The organism is Arenimonas sp. SCN 70-307 (genome assembly GCF_001724815.1).
Lineage (GTDB): Bacteria > Pseudomonadota > Gammaproteobacteria > Xanthomonadales > Xanthomonadaceae > Arenimonas.
In genome coordinates this window covers 28078-42722 of the sequence record NZ_MEDO01000014.1, presented here as the reverse complement: position 1 = coordinate 42722, position 14645 = coordinate 28078, and the positions used below count along the sequence as shown (strand labels likewise).

The window sequence follows — 14645 nt, the reverse complement described above, 5'->3', positions numbered from 1 at the left end:
CCCAGACGACTGAATAAAGAAACGACATGACCACGATCAGCAAAGTCCACGCCCGCGAAATCCTCGATTCCCGCGGCAATCCCACCCTCGAGGCGGAAGTCACCCTGTCCTCGGGCCACGTCGGCCGCGCGGCCGTGCCCTCGGGCGCGTCCACCGGCACCAAGGAGGCGGTGGAGCTGCGCGACGGCGACAAGAGCCGTTACCTCGGCAAGGGCGTGCGCAAGGCGGTGGCCAACGTCAACACGACGATCGCCGAGGCCCTGAAGGGCTTTGATGGCGCCGACCAGGCGGGCCTGGACAGCAAGCTGGTCAACCTCGACGGCACCGAGAACAAGGGCCGCCTGGGCGCGAACGCGCTGCTGGGCGTGTCGATGGCCAACGCCCACGCGGTGGCGGCGGCGCGCGGCCTGCCGCTGTGGAAGCACCTGGCCGGCAGCCGCCAGCCGGTGCTGCCGGTGCCGATGATGAACATCATCAACGGCGGCGCGCATGCCGACAACAACGTCGACATGCAGGAATTCATGGTGCTGCCGGTCGGCTTCGACCGCTTCTCCGAGGCCCTGCGCGCCGGCACCGAGGTCTTCCATGCCCTCAAGGCCGTGCTCAAGGCCAAGGGCCTGGGCACCGCGGTGGGCGACGAGGGCGGCTTCGCGCCCGACCTGCGCTCGAACGAGGAAGCCATCGAGGTCATCCTCGAGGCCATCGGCAAGGCCGGCTACCGCGCCGGCGAGGACATCCTGCTGGGCCTGGACGTGGCCAGCTCGGAGTTCTTCGACAACGGCAAGTACAACCTGGTCGGCGAGGGCAAGCGCCTGACCCCCGAACAGTTCGTCGACTTCCTGGCCGGCTGGAGCGCGCAGTACCCGATCATCACCATCGAGGACGGCATGGCCGAGCACGACTGGGAGGGCTGGAAGCTGCTCACCCAGCGCCTGTCGGGCAAGGTGCAGCTGGTCGGCGACGACCTGTTCGTGACCAACCCGAAGATCTTCCGCGACGGCATCGCCCAGGGCGTGGCCAACGCCATCCTGATCAAGGTCAACCAGATCGGCACGCTCAGCGAGACGCTCGAGGCCATCGCCATGGCCGACGCGGCCCGTTACGCCGCCGTCGTTTCGCACCGTTCGGGCGAGACCGAGGACACCACCATCGCCGACATCGCGGTGGCCACCACCGCCACGCAGATCAAGACCGGCTCGCTGTGCCGCTCCGACCGCGTGGCCAAGTACAACCAGCTGCTGCGCATCGAGGAGGCGCTGGGCGACGCCGCCCGCTACGCCGGCCGCGACGCGTTCACCAGCCTCAAGCGCTGAGCCCGCGCCCTTGCGCCGCTGGCTGATCCCCGCCTTGCTGCTGCTGGCCCTCGCGGGCCTGCAGGCCAAGTTCTGGTGGGGCGGCGGCGGCGTGCGCGAGGTGCGCGGCCTGGAGGCGCGGGTCGAGGTGCAGCGGCGCGAGAACGCGCGCCTGCAGCTGCGCAACGACGCACTCTCGGCCGAGGTCGACGACCTCAAGTCGGGCGAGGCGGCCGTCGAGGACCGCGCCCGCAGCGAGCTGGGCATGATCAAGCCCGGCGAAACCTTCTACCGCGTGGTCGACCCCGCCACGCCCCGCGCCGCCGAGGCGGAGCAGGAATGACCTGGGCGGTGGTGGCGGCCGCGGGCCGGGGCACGCGCTTCGGCGCGCCGCTGCCCAAGCAGTACCTGCCGCTGGCCGGGCGGCGGGTGATCGAGCACAGCCTGCGCGCCGTGCTCGACCATCCCGACGTGGATGGCGTGGTGGTGGCCCTGGCCGCCGGCGACGCCGACTGGCCGGGCTGGCGCGAGCTGGGCGGCAAGCCGGTGCTCACCTGCACCGGCGGCGCCGAGCGCGCCGACTCGGTGCTGGCCGCGCTGCACGCGCTGCCGGCCAGCGTCAGCGAGGACCAGTGGGTCCTGGTGCACGACGCCGCGCGCCCCTGCCTGCATCGCGACGACCTGGCGCGCCTGCTCTTCGAGGGCGGCGCCGACCCGGTGGGTGCGCTGCTGGCCGCGCCGGTGCGCGACACGCTCAAGCGCGCCGACGAACAGGGTCGTGCCGCCGCCACCGAGCCGCGCGAGCGGCTGTGGCGGGCGCTGACCCCGCAGCTGTTCCGCCGCGGCAGCCTGGTGCGCGCGCTCGAAGCCGCCGTCCGCGCCGGCGTGCGCGTCACCGACGAAGCAATGGCCATCGAGCGCCTGGGCCTCAAGCCGCGCCTGGTCGAAGGCCGCGACGACAACCTCAAGATCACCACCCCCGCCGACCTCGCGCTGGCCGAATTCATCCTCTCCCGCAGGCAAGCAAATGACTGACATCCGCATCGGCCAGGGCTACGACGTGCATGCGTTCGGCGAGGGCGACCACGTCGTTCTCGGCGGCGTGCGCATCGCGCACGAGCGCGGCGTGCTGGCGCATTCCGACGGCGACGTGGTGATCCACGCCCTGTGCGATGCGCTGCTGGGCGCGCTGGCCCTGGGCGACATCGGCGTGCACTTCCCGCCGTCCGACCCGCGCTGGAAGGATTGCGACAGCCGCCACTTCCTGCGCCAATGTCGTGCGCTGCTGGCCGAGCGCGGCTGGCGCGCCGGCAACGTCGACGTCACCGTCGTCTGCGAGCGCCCCAAGGTGGCCGCGCATGCACCGGCCATGCGCGCCAACCTGGCCGAAGACCTCGGCATCGACGTCGATGCGGTGAGCGTCAAGGCCACCACCTCCGAGAAACTCGGTTTCACCGGCCGCGGCGAAGGCCTGGCGGCGATGGCGGTGGCCCTGGTCGTGCGCGCGTGAGCGCGCTGCCCGGCGGCCACGGCGGCCCGGTGCTGCAGGCGGCTTTCCGCAGCCAGCCCGAGGATTTCATCGTCGAGGAGCTGCCCGGCTTCGAGGCCTCGGGGCAGGGCGAGCACCTGCTGCTGACGATCGAGAAGCGCGGCATGAACACCGTGCACGCCGCCCGCTGCCTGGCGCGCTGGGCCGGCGTGGCCGAACACGCGGTGGGCTATGCCGGCCTCAAGGACCGCCACGCCGTCACCCGCCAGCGCTTCACCGTGCACCTGCCCAAGCGCGTGGCGCCCGACCTGGCCGCGCTCGAAGCGATGGAGCTGCGCGTGCTCGAAAGCGCCTGGCACCAGCGCAAGCTGCCGCGCGGCGCGCTGCGCGGCAATCGCTTCGGGCTGCAGCTGCGCGACGTGCAGGGCGACCACGCCGCGATCGAGGCGCGCCTGCAGGCGATCGCCCGCGACGGCCTGCCCAATTATTTCGGCGAGCAGCGCTTCGGTCGCGAGGGCGACAACGTCGAGTCGGCCCGGCGCATGTTCGCCGGCGCCCGCGTGCACCGCGACAAGCGCTCCATCTACCTGTCGGCCGCGCGTTCGGAGCTCTTCAACGCCGTGCTTGCCGCGCGCGTGCAGGCTGGCGACTGGGCCTCTGGCCGCGAGGGCGAGGTCTGGATGCTCGACGGCAGCCAAAGCGTGTTCGGCCCCGAGCCGGCCACGGCCGAGCTGGCCGCCCGCGCCGCCCGCCTGGACATCCACCCCACCGGCCCGATGTGGGGCCTGGGCGAGCTGCGCAGCGCCGGCGCCGCCCGCGAACTCGAGCTGGCGGCGGTCGAGCCCTTCGCCGACCTGCGGGCCGGGCTTGAAGCCGCCGGCCTGAAGCAGGAGCGGCGCGCGCTGCGGGTGCGCGTGGACGGGCTGGCCTGGCATTGGCCGGCGCCGGACGCGCTGTCGCTGGCCTTCGGCCTGCCGCCGGGCGCCTACGCCACCGGCCTGCTGGCCGAGCTCGGCGAGGTGCGCGACGCCTCCCGCGGGGGCACTTGCGCGCCCGAACCGGCGGAGTAGGCTGGAGCCGCGGTTTTCTTGCCTATGAGGAGGTCGCCGTGAACACCGCCCGCAAGAGCTTGATGCTGTCGATGTCGTGCCTGCTGCTGGCCGCCTGCGCCAGCACGGGCGATACCGCCCAGGCCCGCAGTTCGGGCTGGGAGCGCGACGAGGGCTACATCTCGGCCGTCGAACGCGTCGCCAAGATCAACGGTGCCCAGGTGCACTGGGTCAATCCGCCGTATCGCCGCAAGGACGACTGAGTTCAGCCGCCCGGCGGGCCCAGCTCGCCGGGACGGCGTCGCGCCAGCAGCACCAGCACGGCCCCGGTACCGCCCATCGCCTCCGGTGCGGAGGCGAAGGCGAGCACGTCCGCGCGCTGGCGCAGCATCCGGTCCACCAACGCCTTGAGCACCGAGCCGCCGGCGGCGGCCCGCAGGCCCTTGCCGTGGATGACGCGCACGCAGGACTGGCCCTCGGCGCGCGATTCGGCCAGGAAGGCACGCAGCCAGCGCTCGGCCTCGGGGGCGCGCAGCAGGTGCAGGTCGAGCTCGGCGCCCACGCTGTATTGCCCGCGCTTGAGCGCCTTGAGCACTTTCTCCGGCACTTCGTCGCGGCGGTAGGCCAGCGCCTCGGCGGCGTCGATGGTGGCCTCGAACCAGCCGGCGCTGCGCGACTGCGCCAGCGCCTCGGCCTCGTCGAGCGCGCGCATGCGCGGCTTCGGCGCCGGGCGCGGTCGTTCGGGCGGCGGGGGCGGCGCGGGCAGCGGGCGCACTTCGCCGATCGCCTCCCGGAACAGGGCGGCGTCGTCCTCGCTCACGTGCACCACCGGTGGCTTGCGCTTGGCCATGCCGGAAGCCTACCGCAGGCCGGGGTGAAACCGGGGTGGGCGCTTCCGCTATCATGGACGCCTTCCTGCGGAATTCCCGATGCGCGTACTGGTAAGCAATGACGATGGCGTGGAAGCCCCCGGCATCCGCGTCCTGGCGGGGGCGCTGCGCGCCGCCGGCCATGAGGTGACGGTGGTCGCGCCCGACCGCGACCGATCCGGCGCCAGCAACTCCCTCACCCTCGACCGCCCGATCCGCGTCAAGCAGCTCGAGGACGCGGTCTGGCGCGTCGCCGGCACGCCCACCGACTGCGTGCACCTGGCCCTCACCGGCCTGCTCGAGCGCGACCCGGACATCGTGCTTTCGGGCATCAATACCGCCGCCAACCTCGGCGACGACGTGATCTACTCGGGCACCGTCGCCGCGGCGATGGAAGGCCGCTTCCTCGGCCACCCGGCCATCGCGATGTCGCTGGTCACCGACGAAAACTCGGGCCGGCACTACGACAGCGCCGCGCGCGCCGCGATCGAGATCACCGCGCGCCTGCTGGTCGATCCGCTGCCGGCCGACACCATCCTCAACGTCAACGTGCCCGACCTGCCGTGGGAGCAGCTGCGCGGCTACGAGGTCACGCGCCTGGGCCACCGCCATCGCGCCGAGCCCTGCATCGAGCAGGTCGATCCGCGCGGGCGGCCGATGTGGTGGATCGGCCCCGCCGGCCCCGAGCAGGACGCCGGCCCGGGCACGGACTTCCACGCCGTTCGCACCGGCTACGTCTCCATCACGCCCATCCATGTCGACCTCACGCGCTACCAGGCGCTGGAGAAGGTCGCCAGCTGGGTCACCGGCCTGGCCGAAGGCATGAAGGCCCGGCCATGATGCCGCGCTACCACCTCCAGCCCGAGGCCAAGGGCCTGGGCATGACCTCGCAGCGCGCCCGCGACCGCATGGTCGAGCGCCTGCGCGGCGAGGGCGGCATCCGCGACGAGCGCGTGCTCACCGCCATGCGCACCGTGCCGCGGCACGTGTTCATCGACGAGGCGCTGGCCAGTCGCGCCTACGAAGACACCGCGCTGCCGATCGGCAACGGCCAGACCATCTCCCAGCCCTGGGTGGTGGCGCGCATGACCGAGGCGCTGATCGAACACGGCCTGCCCGCGCGCGTGCTCGAAGTGGGCACCGGCTCGGGCTACCAGGCCTCGGTGCTGGCCACTCTGGGCCTGGAAACCTACAGCGTCGAGCGCATCGAGGAACTGCTGCGCATCGCCCGCCGCCGCTTCCGCCACCAGGGCCTGAACGTGCGCACCCGCCACGATGACGGCCGCGCCGGCTGGCCCGAATACGCGCCCTTCGGCGGCATCATCGTCACCGCCGGCGCCGCCGCGATCGAGCCGGGCCTGCTGGCCCAGCTCGACGAGGGCGGCACCCTGGTCGCGCCCGTGGGCAGCGCCACCGGCCAGCGCCTGCTGCGCATCCGCCGCCTCGACGGCCAGTTCGTGCAGGACGACCTGGGCGCCGTGGTCTTCGTCCCCCTGTTGCCTGGAACGCTTTGATGAAGCTGTTCGGACCGCTGTACGACCGCTGCCGCCAGCTCGCCGCCCATCGCCACGCGCCCTGGTACCTGGGTTTCACCAGTGCCATCGAATCGATCTTCTTCCCGGTGCCGCCGGACGTGATGCTGGCGCCGATGGCGCTGGCGCGCCCGCGGGCCTGGTGGCGCTACGCCCTGCTGACCACGCTCACCTCGGTGCTCGGCGGCGTGGTGGGCTACCTGCTGGGCTATTTCGCCATCGAGGCGGTGATGCCCTGGATCGAGCGGGCGGGGCACGCCGACACGTACTCGGAGGTGCAGGGCCTGTTCGACCGCTACGGCGTGTGGATCATGTTCGTGGCGGCGTTCACGCCCATTCCCTTCAAGGTGTTCACCGTCGCCGGCGGCGCGGCGGCCATGCCGCTGCTGCCTTTCGTGGTGGCGTGCCTGGTCGGCCGTGGTATCCGCTTCTTCCTGGTCGCGGGCGTGGCGGCCTGGGGCGGGCCGCGGGTGGAGCCGGTGTTCCGTCGCTACATCGAGATCGTCGGCTGGATTATGGCGGTGGTCATCCTCGGCGCCGTCGTCTGGTTGAATATGCGCTCATGAAGTCCCCTGCCGCGCGCATCCTGCTTGCCGTGCTGGTGGTCACCGTGGTGGCCGCCTGCGGCAATGCGCGCGTGGTCAAGCGCGAAGGCGGCCGGCCTTCGTCGGCGCCGGCGGCCGCGCCGGCCGGCAGCGCCATCCCGCGCGATGGCCGCTACGAGGTGCGCCAGGGCGACACGCTCTACGGCATCGCCTTCCGCCACGGCCTGGACTACCGCGAAGTGGCGCGCTGGAACGGCATCGCCCCGCCTTACACCATCTATCCGGGCCAGCGCCTGCGCCTGCGCAGCGACGCCGGCCCCGCCGCCGGCGGCACCAGCGTGACCGGCATGCCGGCACCGCGCCCGGCCACGGGCACCGTCGCCACGGCGCCGCCCCGCGGGCCGGCCACGCCGGCAACGACGCCGGCCACCCGTCCGCCGGGGGCACCCACCAACCCGCCGGTAGCCGCCAATCCGCCGGCCACCACGCCGGTACCGCCCGCCACGCCTTCGCCGCCGCTGCCTTCCACGCCCGCCACGGGCGTGCAGGGTGCCTGGCGATGGCCGGCCAACGGCCAGGTCATCGGCCGCTTCGTCGCCGGCGACCCCAAGCGCCAGGGCCTGGACATCGCCGGCAACGCCGGCGACCCGGTCCTGGCCGCGGCCGATGGCGTGGTGGTGTATTCGGGCGCCGGCCTGGTCGGCTACGGCGAGCTGATCATCGTCAAGCACAGCGACGAGTGGCTCTCGGCCTACGCCCACAACCGCCGCCGTCTGGTGGGCGAAGGTGCCCAGGTCAGGGCCGGCCAGCAGATCGCCGAGCTGGGCCGCACCGGCACCAGCCGCGACATGCTGCACTTCGAGGTCCGCCGCAACGGCAAGCCCGTCGACCCCCTGCAGGTCCTTCCTCCGCGCTGACGGCCCCTGTTGGAGCGCCTTCAGGCGCGAATCGTCCGGGGTCAGCCGGGGACGAGGAAGGCGGCGACGACGGCGCGGCCTTCGGTGGCGAGCACGTTGAAGGTGCGGGCCGCGGCGGCGCTGTCCATCACCTCCATGCCGAAGCCGCGCTGGAGCACCGTGGCCATGATCGCCGCGCTGGGGAAGCGCTGGCGCAGGCCGGTGCCGAGGATCACCACCGAGGGCTTGAGCTCGAGCACGGCCTGCAGGTCGTCCGGCGTGAGTTCGTCCACCGAGGCCGGGCGCCAGTCTTCGACCAGCTGGAAGGGAGCGAGCACGAAGCTGCGGGTGAGCAACTGCTGGTTGACCCGCACGCCGTCCGGGCCGGCGCCGCGAAGGACGTAGGAGAACTCCGGGTTTTCCTGGAACAGCTGCATCGCGTGCTGCCTGGTCAGCCCTTGGGCAGCACGATCATCGGCTTGTCGGCGCTGCGGCGGTAGAGCACCGCCACGTTGCCGATGCGGGTGACCAGGGCGGCGCCGGTGCGCTCGCACAGCTCGGCCACCCAGGCGTCGCGGAGCTCGCGGTCGCCCGCGTGCACCTTCACCTTCACCAGCTCGTGCTGCTCGAGCACCAGGCCGGCTTCGGCCACCAGCGGCTCGGTAATGCCCTTGGCGCCGACGATCAGCACCGCCTTGAGGTCGTGCGCCAGGCCGCGCAGGTAACGCTTCTGGGAGTTGCTGAGGGCGGCGGCCATGGGCTCGGGGCGGGTCGTGAGGGGGCGCTAGGGTATCATGGTGGCCACTTCCCCCGCCCCGACCCCATGGCCCGCAGCCGCAGCAGCCAACGCTGGCTCAAGGAACACTTCGACGACCCCTTCGTGAAGAAGGCCCAGGCGGAGGGCATGCGTTCGCGCGCGGCCTACAAGCTCGAGGAACTGATCGAGCGCGACCGCCTGCTCAAGCCCGGCATGGTGGTCGTCGACCTCGGCGCCGCCCCCGGCGGCTGGTCGCAGGTGGTGCGCCGTGAACTGGGCGACCGGGGCCGCGTGCTGGCCCTGGACATCCTCGACATGCCCCCCATCGCCGGCGTCGAATTCATTCACGGCGATTTCAGAGAGGACGGGCCATTGTCCGAGCTGGAGTCCCTCCTGGGCGGCGATGCGGTGGACCTTGTGCTTTCCGACATGGCCCCCAATATGTCCGGGGTGGACACCGTGGACCAGGCCCGGGCGATGTACCTCTCGGAGCTGGCCCGCGATTTCGCGGATCGCCACCTGCGGCCGGGCGGTAACTTCCTGATCAAGCTGTTCCAGGGCGAAGGCTTCGACGCCTACGTCAAGGACCTCAGGACCCGCTACGACAAGCTGGTGGTCCGCAAGCCCGCGGCGTCACGGCGCCGCTCGAACGAAGTTTATGCGCTGGCCACCGGCAAGCGCCGAGGAACGAAGTGATGAACGACCTGGCAAAAAACCTCCTGCTCTGGCTGGTCATCGCCGTCGTGCTGATGGCGGTGTTCAACAGCTTCTCGGCGCCGGGGGCCGGCAGCGGCCCGCTGACCTACAACCAGTTCATCGACGAGGTGAAGGGCGGCCGCGTGGCCGAGGTCAACATCAAGGCCAACGGCCTGGAGATCGAGGGCAAGCGCCGCGACGGCAGCCGGTTCACCACCGCCAACCCGCGCGACGACCGCCTGATCGACACGCTGCTCGAGAACAACGTCAGCACCGTGCAGGCCAAGCCCGAGGGCCTCTCGCTGGTGTCGATCCTGCTCAACTTCCTGCCGGTGCTGCTCATCATCGGCTTCTGGTTCTGGATGATGCGCAACATGCAGCAGGGCGGCGGCAAGGGCGCCATGTCCTTCGGCAAGTCGCGCGCCAAGCTGCAGGGCGAGAACGACGTCAAGGTGACCCTGGCCGACGTGGCCGGCTGCGACGAGGCCAAGGAAGAAGTCGGCGAGCTGGTCGAGTTCCTGCGCGACCCGGGCAAGTTCCAGAAGCTCGGCGGCAAGATCCCGCGCGGCGTGCTGATGGTCGGCCCGCCGGGCACCGGCAAGACCCTGCTGGCCCGCGCCATCGCCGGCGAGGCCAAGGTGCCGTTCTTCTCGATCTCGGGTTCGGATTTCGTCGAGATGTTCGTCGGCGTCGGCGCGAGCCGCGTGCGCGACATGTTCGAGACCGCCAAGAAGCACGCCCCCTGCATCATCTTCATCGACGAGATCGACGCCGTCGGCCGCCATCGTGGCGCCGGCCTGGGCGGTGGCCACGACGAGCGCGAGCAGACCCTCAACCAGCTGCTGGTCGAGATGGACGGCTTCGAGGGGGGCGAGGGCGTGATCGTCATTGCCGCCACCAACCGCCCCGACGTGCTCGACCCGGCGCTGCTGCGCCCGGGCCGCTTCGACCGCCAGGTCACCGTGGGCCTGCCGGACGTGCGCGGCCGCGAGCAGATCCTGAAGGTGCACATGCGCAAGGTGCCGATTGATTCCGACGTCGAGCCGGGCACCATCGCCCGCGGCACGCCGGGCTTCAGCGGCGCCGACCTGGCCAACCTGGTCAACGAGGCCGCGCTGTTCGCCGCCCGCGAGAACGCCAAGTCGGTGCGCCAGGAGCACTTCGACAAGGCGCGCGACAAGATCATCATGGGCACCGAGCGCCGCTCGATGATCATGAGCGAGGACGAGAAGAAGCTCACCGCCTACCACGAGGCCGGCCATGCCATCGTTGGCCGCGTGGTGCCAGAGCACGACCCGGTCTACAAGGTCACCATCATCCCGCGCGGCCGCGCGCTGGGCGTGACCATGTACCTGCCCGAGGGCGACAAGTACAGCTACAACCGCATCGCGATCGAATCGCGCCTGGCCACGCTGTACGGCGGCCGCGTCGCCGAGGAGCTGATCTTCGGCGCCGACAAGGTCACCACCGGTGCGTCCAACGACATCGAGCGCGCCACCAAGATGGCCCGCAACATGGCCACCAAGTGGGGCCTGTCCGAGGAGCTCGGCCCGATCGCCTACGGCGAGGAGGAGGACGAGGTGTTCCTGGGTCGTTCGGTCACCCAGCACAAGAACGTCTCGGACGACACGGCGCGCAAGATCGACGAGGTCGTGCGCAGCATCCTCGACCGCGCCTACGCGCGCACCACCCAGATCCTGACGGAGAATCTCGACAAGCTGCACATCATGGCCGAGGCCCTGCTCACGTACGAAACCATCGACGCGCAGCAGATCGACGCCATCATGGAAGGCCGTCGCCCGGGTCCGCCGGCCGACTGGGCCAAGACGGGCCGCATTTCCAAGGACGACCCGGGCCCGGCCGCGCCGCTGGGCGGCCCCGCGCCCCAGACCTGATCCGGGGGATGTTCGACACCACCCCCCAGCTCGACTGCGCCGGGCGCCTCCTCAGGCTCGACGTGCCGCGGGTGATGGGCATCGTCAACGTCACGCCGGACTCCTTCTCGGACGGCGGCGCGCACGACACGGTCGAAGCGGCCGTCGCGCACGGCCTGCGGCTGGCGGAGGAGGGCGCGGACGTCCTCGACGTGGGCGGCGAATCCACCCGCCCCGGCGCCGGCGAGGTGCCGGTGGAGGAAGAGCTGCGCCGCGTCATCCCCGTGATCGAGCGGCTGGCGAAGGAAACGTCGCTGCCCATTTCGGTGGATACCTCCAAGCCCGAAGTGATGCGTGCGGCGGTCGCCGCCGGTGCCGGCCTGATCAACGACGTCTACGCCCTGCGCCGCGAGGGCGCGCTCGAGGCCGCCGCCGCGGCCGGCGTGCCGGTGGTGCTGATGCACATGCAGGGCGAACCGCGATCGATGCAGGACGCGCCCGCCTATGACGACGTCGTGGCCGAGGTGCACCGCTTCCTGGCCGAGCGCATCTTCGCCTGCGAGATGGCCGGCATCCCCAAGAAGCGCCTGGTGCTCGACCCGGGCTACGGCTTCGGGAAGAACACGCAGCACAACCTGCGCCTGCTGCGCCAGCAGGCGCGCCTGCTCGACCTGGGCCCGCCGCTGCTGGCCGGCCTGAGCCGCAAGCGCAGCCTGGGCGAAATCACTGGCCGCGCCACCGGCGAGCGCGTGTTCGCCTCCGTCGCCGCGGCGGTGTTGGCGGCGGAACACGGTGCCCGCATCCTGCGCGTGCACGATGTCGCCGCCACGGTCGATGCGCTCAAGGTCTGGGCGGCCGTGGCGGCGCAGCCGGCGCACAAACCGGCCGCGTCGCCGGCCGCCGGCATCCGCTGGCCGGACGAGGACTGAGTCCACCACTGGTCATGGATTGACCAGCCTGGCCACGGGCCGCGCCCCGCCTCGCGCTCCGCGTTTCATCCACATGGCTTGCCCCAGGCTTGTCCACAGGCTCTGTGGAAAGCTGCCATCGGCTGGTCAGAATTTCGCCAAACTTGCTGCAGCCCGCGCCGCGACAGGCTGTGGGACTTCTGCCCACAGGCTTTTCCCGACGGCTATCCACAGGCCCTGTGGACAGCGCGATCAGGCCGCGTCGGCTTGCGCCCGGAAGGCCTGCACGCGCGGGTCGATCACCCGTCGCCACAGCGGCGGCACCAGCGCCAGCACGAACATCGCCGCGTAGCCGCCCGGCAGCTGCGGGCTGTCGGCGTGGTGGCGCAGGATGGCGTAGCGGCGCTTGGGGAAGGCGTGGTGGTCGGAGTGGCGCTGGAGCTGGAACAGGATCAGGTTCGACAGCGCGTAGTCCGAGTTCCAGCTGTGCAGGTGGGTGGTGCGCTCGTAGCGGCCGTCCGCGCCGCGCCGGCGCTCGAGGCCGTAGTGCTCGATGTAGTTGATGACTTCCAGCGAGCCGGCCGCCAGCAGGCCCTGGGCCAGGAAAAAGGCCAGCCCCACCGGCCCCAGCCAGAGCGCGAAGGCCGCGGCCAGGCCCAGCCAGGCGGCGGTCCAGCCGATCATTTCGTTGCGCCAGTGCAGGGCCGGCAAGCCCAGGCCCTGCAGCCGCCGCGCCTCGAGCCGCCAGGCATTGAGCGAGTTGAGCAGCAGCGCGCGCGGCACGAACCACCACGACCAGGCGCCGAGCGGCGCGCTCGAGGCGTCCTCCGGCGTGGACACGTGCACGTGGTGGCCGCGCAGGTGCTCGATCTTGAAGCCGTGGTAGCCCACGCTGGCCAGCAGCAGCCCGCCCACCGCCGGTTCGAGCCGGCCGTCCTTGTGCACCAGCTCGTGTGCGGTGTTGATGGCCAGGATGCCCCCGACCACGCCCTGCGAGAGCAGCCAGCCGGCCGCGCCCACGGGCCCGAAGCCGGCCTGCACGAACCAGTGCGCCGACCAGGCCAGCAGCGCCAGCTGCACCGGCAGGCAGGCGAGCGTGAGCAGGCGGAACCAGGCCGCGTTCGCCACCTCGCGCTCGCGCGCTACCGGCACGTTCACCGGGTCGTGCCCCAGCGCGTAATCGGCCAGCGGCAGCAGCACGAACAGGAAGGCCAGCGGGAACCAGGCCATCGCGTCGGGATGCCCGCTGCGCTGGCCGAGCCAGGCCGCCGCCGGCATCAGCGCGGGCACCACGAACACGAGCAGGAAGGCGAGGGCTTTCAGTCGCGGCACGGGCGCTCTCCCGGTGGCTTGGGCCCAGCTTACCGGGACGGGCGCCGGCGGCAAGCGATAGACTGGCCTGCCTCCTCCGTCAGCCTGCCCATGCGCGACACGCGACCCCTGGCCATCGCCCTGATGGGCCCGACGGCCTCGGGCAAGACCGCCCTGGCCGTGGACTGGTGCCAGCGCCTGGACACCGAGGTGATCTCGGTGGATTCGGCCCTGGTCTACCGCGGTCTGGACATCGGCGCGGCCAAGCCCGACGCCGCCACCCGCGCGCTGGCGCCGCACCACCTGGTGGATGTCCGCGACCCGCACGAGGTGTTCTCGGCCGCGGATTTCGCCCGCGAGGCGCTGCCGCCGATGCAGGCCCTGGCGGGACGCGGCCGGGTGCCGCTGCTGGTGGGGGGTACCGGACTGTATTTCTCGGCGCTGCTCGACGGCCTGTCCGAGCTGCCCGAAGCCGACCCGGCCGTGCGCGCGGCCATCGCCGCCGAGGCGGCCGAACGCGGCTGGCCGGCCCTGCATGCCGAGATGGCGGCGGTCGACCCGGCGGCCGGAAAGCGCATCAAGCCCGGCGACAGCCAACGCATCACCCGTGCACTCGAGGTCTGGCGCCTGAGTGGACGGCCGATCAGCGAGTGGCAGCAGGCCGGCGCGCCGCGCCGTTTCCCGTTCCGCGTGCTGCGCCTGGTGCTGGCCCCGTCCGACCGCGCGGTGCTGCATGAACGCATCGAACGCCGCTTCGACCAGATGCTGGCCGGGGGCTTCCTGGACGAGGTGCGGCGCCTGCGCGCCGACCCGCGCCTGCATCCGGACCTGCCCTCGATGCGCGCCGTCGGCTACCGCCAGGCCTGGGCCCACCTTGAAGGCCGGACAGACGCCTCCACCTTCAGGGAACAGGCCATCGCCGCCACTCGCCAGCTCGCCAAGCGGCAGCTGACCTGGCTGCGGGCGCGGCACGAGGCGCTGTGGTTCGACCCGGCCAGCGACCGGGCCCGGCTGGAGCAGGCGCTCGACGCCTTCCTCACCCGCCCGCCCGCGGACTAGCTGCTAGACTGGGTTACTTCGCGGCCCGGACCCATTGGCCGCAAATCGCGCCGGCGTGGCGCGCCACAATAAGAAGACGGAGTCCACTGCATGTCCAAAGGCCAGTCCCTCCAGGATCCCTTCCTGAACGCCCTGCGCCGCGAGCGCATCCCCGTGTCGATCTACCTGGTCAACGGCATCAAGCTGCAGGGCACGATCGAGAGCTTCGACCAGTTCGTCGTGCTCCTGCGCAACACCGTCAGCCAGATGGTCTACAAGCACGCCATCTCCACCGTCGTGCCGGCGCGCAACGTGCGCATCGGCCCGGGCGGCGGCCAGGTGGCCAGCGCCAACGGCGACGAGGAAGAGGCGGGCGAAGAGGTTTGAAC

Annotated in this window: 19 protein-coding genes; 15 read left to right on the top strand and 4 right to left on the bottom strand. The window is 71.7% G+C overall.

Annotation, left to right across the window (positions count from 1 at the left end):
- Positions 1-26: 26 nt before the first annotated feature.
- Genes eno through ABS41_RS06490 form a run of 6 tightly spaced genes read left to right on the top strand, consistent with a single transcriptional unit; the run spans position 27 to position 4093 of the window.
- Positions 27-1313, top strand: a complete 1287-nt coding sequence (gene eno / locus ABS41_RS06515; protein ID WP_290592118.1) for a phosphopyruvate hydratase — start codon at positions 27-29, stop codon at positions 1311-1313.
- 10 nt (positions 1314-1323) lie between these two features.
- Positions 1324-1635: a cell division protein FtsB gene (gene ftsB / locus ABS41_RS06510; protein ID WP_290592116.1), complete on the top strand. Its 312-nt coding sequence runs from the start codon at positions 1324-1326 to the stop codon at positions 1633-1635.
- Positions 1632-2327: a 2-C-methyl-D-erythritol 4-phosphate cytidylyltransferase gene (gene ispD, locus ABS41_RS06505; RefSeq protein ID WP_290592114.1), complete on the top strand. Its 696-nt coding sequence runs from the start codon at positions 1632-1634 to the stop codon at positions 2325-2327. The genes ftsB and ispD overlap by 4 nt, the downstream gene beginning before the upstream one ends.
- Entirely contained in the window at positions 2320-2802 is a 483-nt protein-coding gene (ispF, locus tag ABS41_RS06500) for a 2-C-methyl-D-erythritol 2,4-cyclodiphosphate synthase (protein WP_290592112.1), read from the top strand. Before ispD ends, ispF begins: the two co-directional genes overlap by 8 nt.
- Positions 2799-3851, top strand: a complete 1053-nt coding sequence (gene truD / locus ABS41_RS06495; RefSeq protein ID WP_290592110.1) for a tRNA pseudouridine(13) synthase TruD — start codon at positions 2799-2801, stop codon at positions 3849-3851. Before ispF ends, truD begins: the two co-directional genes overlap by 4 nt.
- A 38-nt stretch (positions 3852-3889) precedes the next feature.
- Positions 3890-4093: a hypothetical protein gene (locus ABS41_RS06490; RefSeq protein ID WP_290592108.1), complete on the top strand. Its 204-nt coding sequence runs from the start codon at positions 3890-3892 to the stop codon at positions 4091-4093.
- Between the two features lie 2 nt (positions 4094-4095).
- Here ABS41_RS06490 and ABS41_RS06485 read toward each other — a convergent pair whose 3' ends face one another.
- Complete coding sequence (locus tag ABS41_RS06485; protein WP_290592106.1) at positions 4096-4680, bottom strand: Smr/MutS family protein; 585 nt, start codon at positions 4678-4680, stop codon at positions 4096-4098.
- A 79-nt stretch (positions 4681-4759) separates the two neighbouring features.
- Between ABS41_RS06485 and surE the strand changes: the two genes are divergently transcribed.
- The 4 genes from surE to ABS41_RS06465 are packed head-to-tail and all read left to right on the top strand — an operon-like array spanning position 4760 to position 7693.
- On the top strand, positions 4760-5539 hold the full coding sequence (gene surE / locus ABS41_RS06480; RefSeq protein WP_290592104.1) for a 5'/3'-nucleotidase SurE: 780 nt from the start codon (positions 4760-4762) through the stop codon (positions 5537-5539).
- Positions 5536-6213, top strand: coding sequence for a protein-L-isoaspartate(D-aspartate) O-methyltransferase (locus ABS41_RS06475; RefSeq protein WP_290592102.1), 678 nt, complete (start codon positions 5536-5538; stop codon positions 6211-6213). Before surE ends, ABS41_RS06475 begins: the two co-directional genes overlap by 4 nt.
- On the top strand, positions 6213-6797 hold the full coding sequence (locus ABS41_RS06470; protein WP_290592100.1) for a YqaA family protein: 585 nt from the start codon (positions 6213-6215) through the stop codon (positions 6795-6797). The genes ABS41_RS06475 and ABS41_RS06470 overlap by 1 nt, the downstream gene beginning before the upstream one ends.
- Complete coding sequence (locus ABS41_RS06465) at positions 6794-7693, top strand: peptidoglycan DD-metalloendopeptidase family protein (RefSeq protein ID WP_290592098.1); 900 nt, start codon at positions 6794-6796, stop codon at positions 7691-7693. Before ABS41_RS06470 ends, ABS41_RS06465 begins: the two co-directional genes overlap by 4 nt.
- A gap of 41 nt (positions 7694-7734) precedes the next feature.
- On the opposite strand, the gene ABS41_RS06460 is transcribed toward ABS41_RS06465, so the two are convergent.
- Both ABS41_RS06460 and ABS41_RS06455 read right to left on the bottom strand, forming a co-directional pair.
- Positions 7735-8109, bottom strand: coding sequence for an Mth938-like domain-containing protein (locus ABS41_RS06460; protein ID WP_290592096.1), 375 nt, complete (start codon positions 8107-8109; stop codon positions 7735-7737).
- A 14-nt stretch (positions 8110-8123) separates the two neighbouring features.
- Complete coding sequence (locus ABS41_RS06455; RefSeq protein WP_290592093.1) at positions 8124-8429, bottom strand: YhbY family RNA-binding protein; 306 nt, start codon at positions 8427-8429, stop codon at positions 8124-8126.
- Between the two features lie 66 nt (positions 8430-8495).
- Between ABS41_RS06455 and rlmE the strand changes: the two genes are divergently transcribed.
- Genes rlmE through folP form a run of 3 tightly spaced genes read left to right on the top strand, consistent with a single transcriptional unit; the run spans position 8496 to position 11928 of the window.
- Positions 8496-9125, top strand: a complete 630-nt coding sequence (gene rlmE, locus ABS41_RS06450) for a 23S rRNA (uridine(2552)-2'-O)-methyltransferase RlmE (protein ID WP_290592091.1) — start codon at positions 8496-8498, stop codon at positions 9123-9125.
- Positions 9125-11020 (top strand): ATP-dependent zinc metalloprotease FtsH, encoded by a 1896-nt coding sequence (ftsH, locus tag ABS41_RS06445; protein WP_290592089.1) that lies wholly within the window; start codon positions 9125-9127, stop codon positions 11018-11020. The genes rlmE and ftsH overlap by 1 nt, the downstream gene beginning before the upstream one ends.
- An 8-nt stretch (positions 11021-11028) precedes the next feature.
- Entirely contained in the window at positions 11029-11928 is a 900-nt protein-coding gene (folP, locus tag ABS41_RS06440) for a dihydropteroate synthase (protein ID WP_290592087.1), read from the top strand.
- Positions 11929-12159: 231 nt separating this feature from the next.
- On the opposite strand, the gene ABS41_RS06435 is transcribed toward folP, so the two are convergent.
- Positions 12160-13239 (bottom strand): alkane 1-monooxygenase, encoded by a 1080-nt coding sequence (locus ABS41_RS06435; protein WP_290592085.1) that lies wholly within the window; start codon positions 13237-13239, stop codon positions 12160-12162.
- A gap of 90 nt (positions 13240-13329) precedes the next feature.
- Here ABS41_RS06435 and miaA point away from each other — a divergent pair, with 90 nt between their 5' ends.
- Entirely contained in the window at positions 13330-14277 is a 948-nt protein-coding gene (gene miaA, locus ABS41_RS06430; RefSeq protein ID WP_290592083.1) for a tRNA (adenosine(37)-N6)-dimethylallyltransferase MiaA, read from the top strand.
- A 90-nt stretch (positions 14278-14367) separates the two neighbouring features.
- Positions 14368-14643: an RNA chaperone Hfq gene (gene hfq, locus ABS41_RS06425; protein ID WP_290592081.1), complete on the top strand. Its 276-nt coding sequence runs from the start codon at positions 14368-14370 to the stop codon at positions 14641-14643.
- Positions 14644-14645 lie beyond the last annotated feature (2 nt).

Coding starts and splice junctions, on each gene's coding strand:
- eno (WP_290592118.1), top strand. CDS start 27: ATGACCACGATCAGCAAAGTCCACGCCCGCGAAATCCTCGATTCCCGC.
- ispD (WP_290592114.1), top strand. CDS start 1,632: ATGACCTGGGCGGTGGTGGCGGCCGCGGGCCGGGGCACGCGCTTCGGC.
- ispF (WP_290592112.1), top strand. CDS start 2,320: ATGACTGACATCCGCATCGGCCAGGGCTACGACGTGCATGCGTTCGGC.
- ABS41_RS06485 (WP_290592106.1), bottom strand. CDS start 4,680: ATGGCCAAGCGCAAGCCACCGGTGGTGCACGTGAGCGAGGACGACGCC.
- surE (WP_290592104.1), top strand. CDS start 4,760: ATGCGCGTACTGGTAAGCAATGACGATGGCGTGGAAGCCCCCGGCATC.
- ABS41_RS06475 (WP_290592102.1), top strand. CDS start 5,536: ATGATGCCGCGCTACCACCTCCAGCCCGAGGCCAAGGGCCTGGGCATG.
- ABS41_RS06470 (WP_290592100.1), top strand. CDS start 6,213: ATGAAGCTGTTCGGACCGCTGTACGACCGCTGCCGCCAGCTCGCCGCC.
- ABS41_RS06465 (WP_290592098.1), top strand. CDS start 6,794: ATGAAGTCCCCTGCCGCGCGCATCCTGCTTGCCGTGCTGGTGGTCACC.
- ABS41_RS06460 (WP_290592096.1), bottom strand. CDS start 8,109: ATGCAGCTGTTCCAGGAAAACCCGGAGTTCTCCTACGTCCTTCGCGGC.
- ABS41_RS06455 (WP_290592093.1), bottom strand. CDS start 8,429: ATGGCCGCCGCCCTCAGCAACTCCCAGAAGCGTTACCTGCGCGGCCTG.
- rlmE (WP_290592091.1), top strand. CDS start 8,496: ATGGCCCGCAGCCGCAGCAGCCAACGCTGGCTCAAGGAACACTTCGAC.
- ftsH (WP_290592089.1), top strand. CDS start 9,125: ATGAACGACCTGGCAAAAAACCTCCTGCTCTGGCTGGTCATCGCCGTC.
- folP (WP_290592087.1), top strand. CDS start 11,029: ATGTTCGACACCACCCCCCAGCTCGACTGCGCCGGGCGCCTCCTCAGG.
- miaA (WP_290592083.1), top strand. CDS start 13,330: ATGCGCGACACGCGACCCCTGGCCATCGCCCTGATGGGCCCGACGGCC.
- hfq (WP_290592081.1), top strand. CDS start 14,368: ATGTCCAAAGGCCAGTCCCTCCAGGATCCCTTCCTGAACGCCCTGCGC.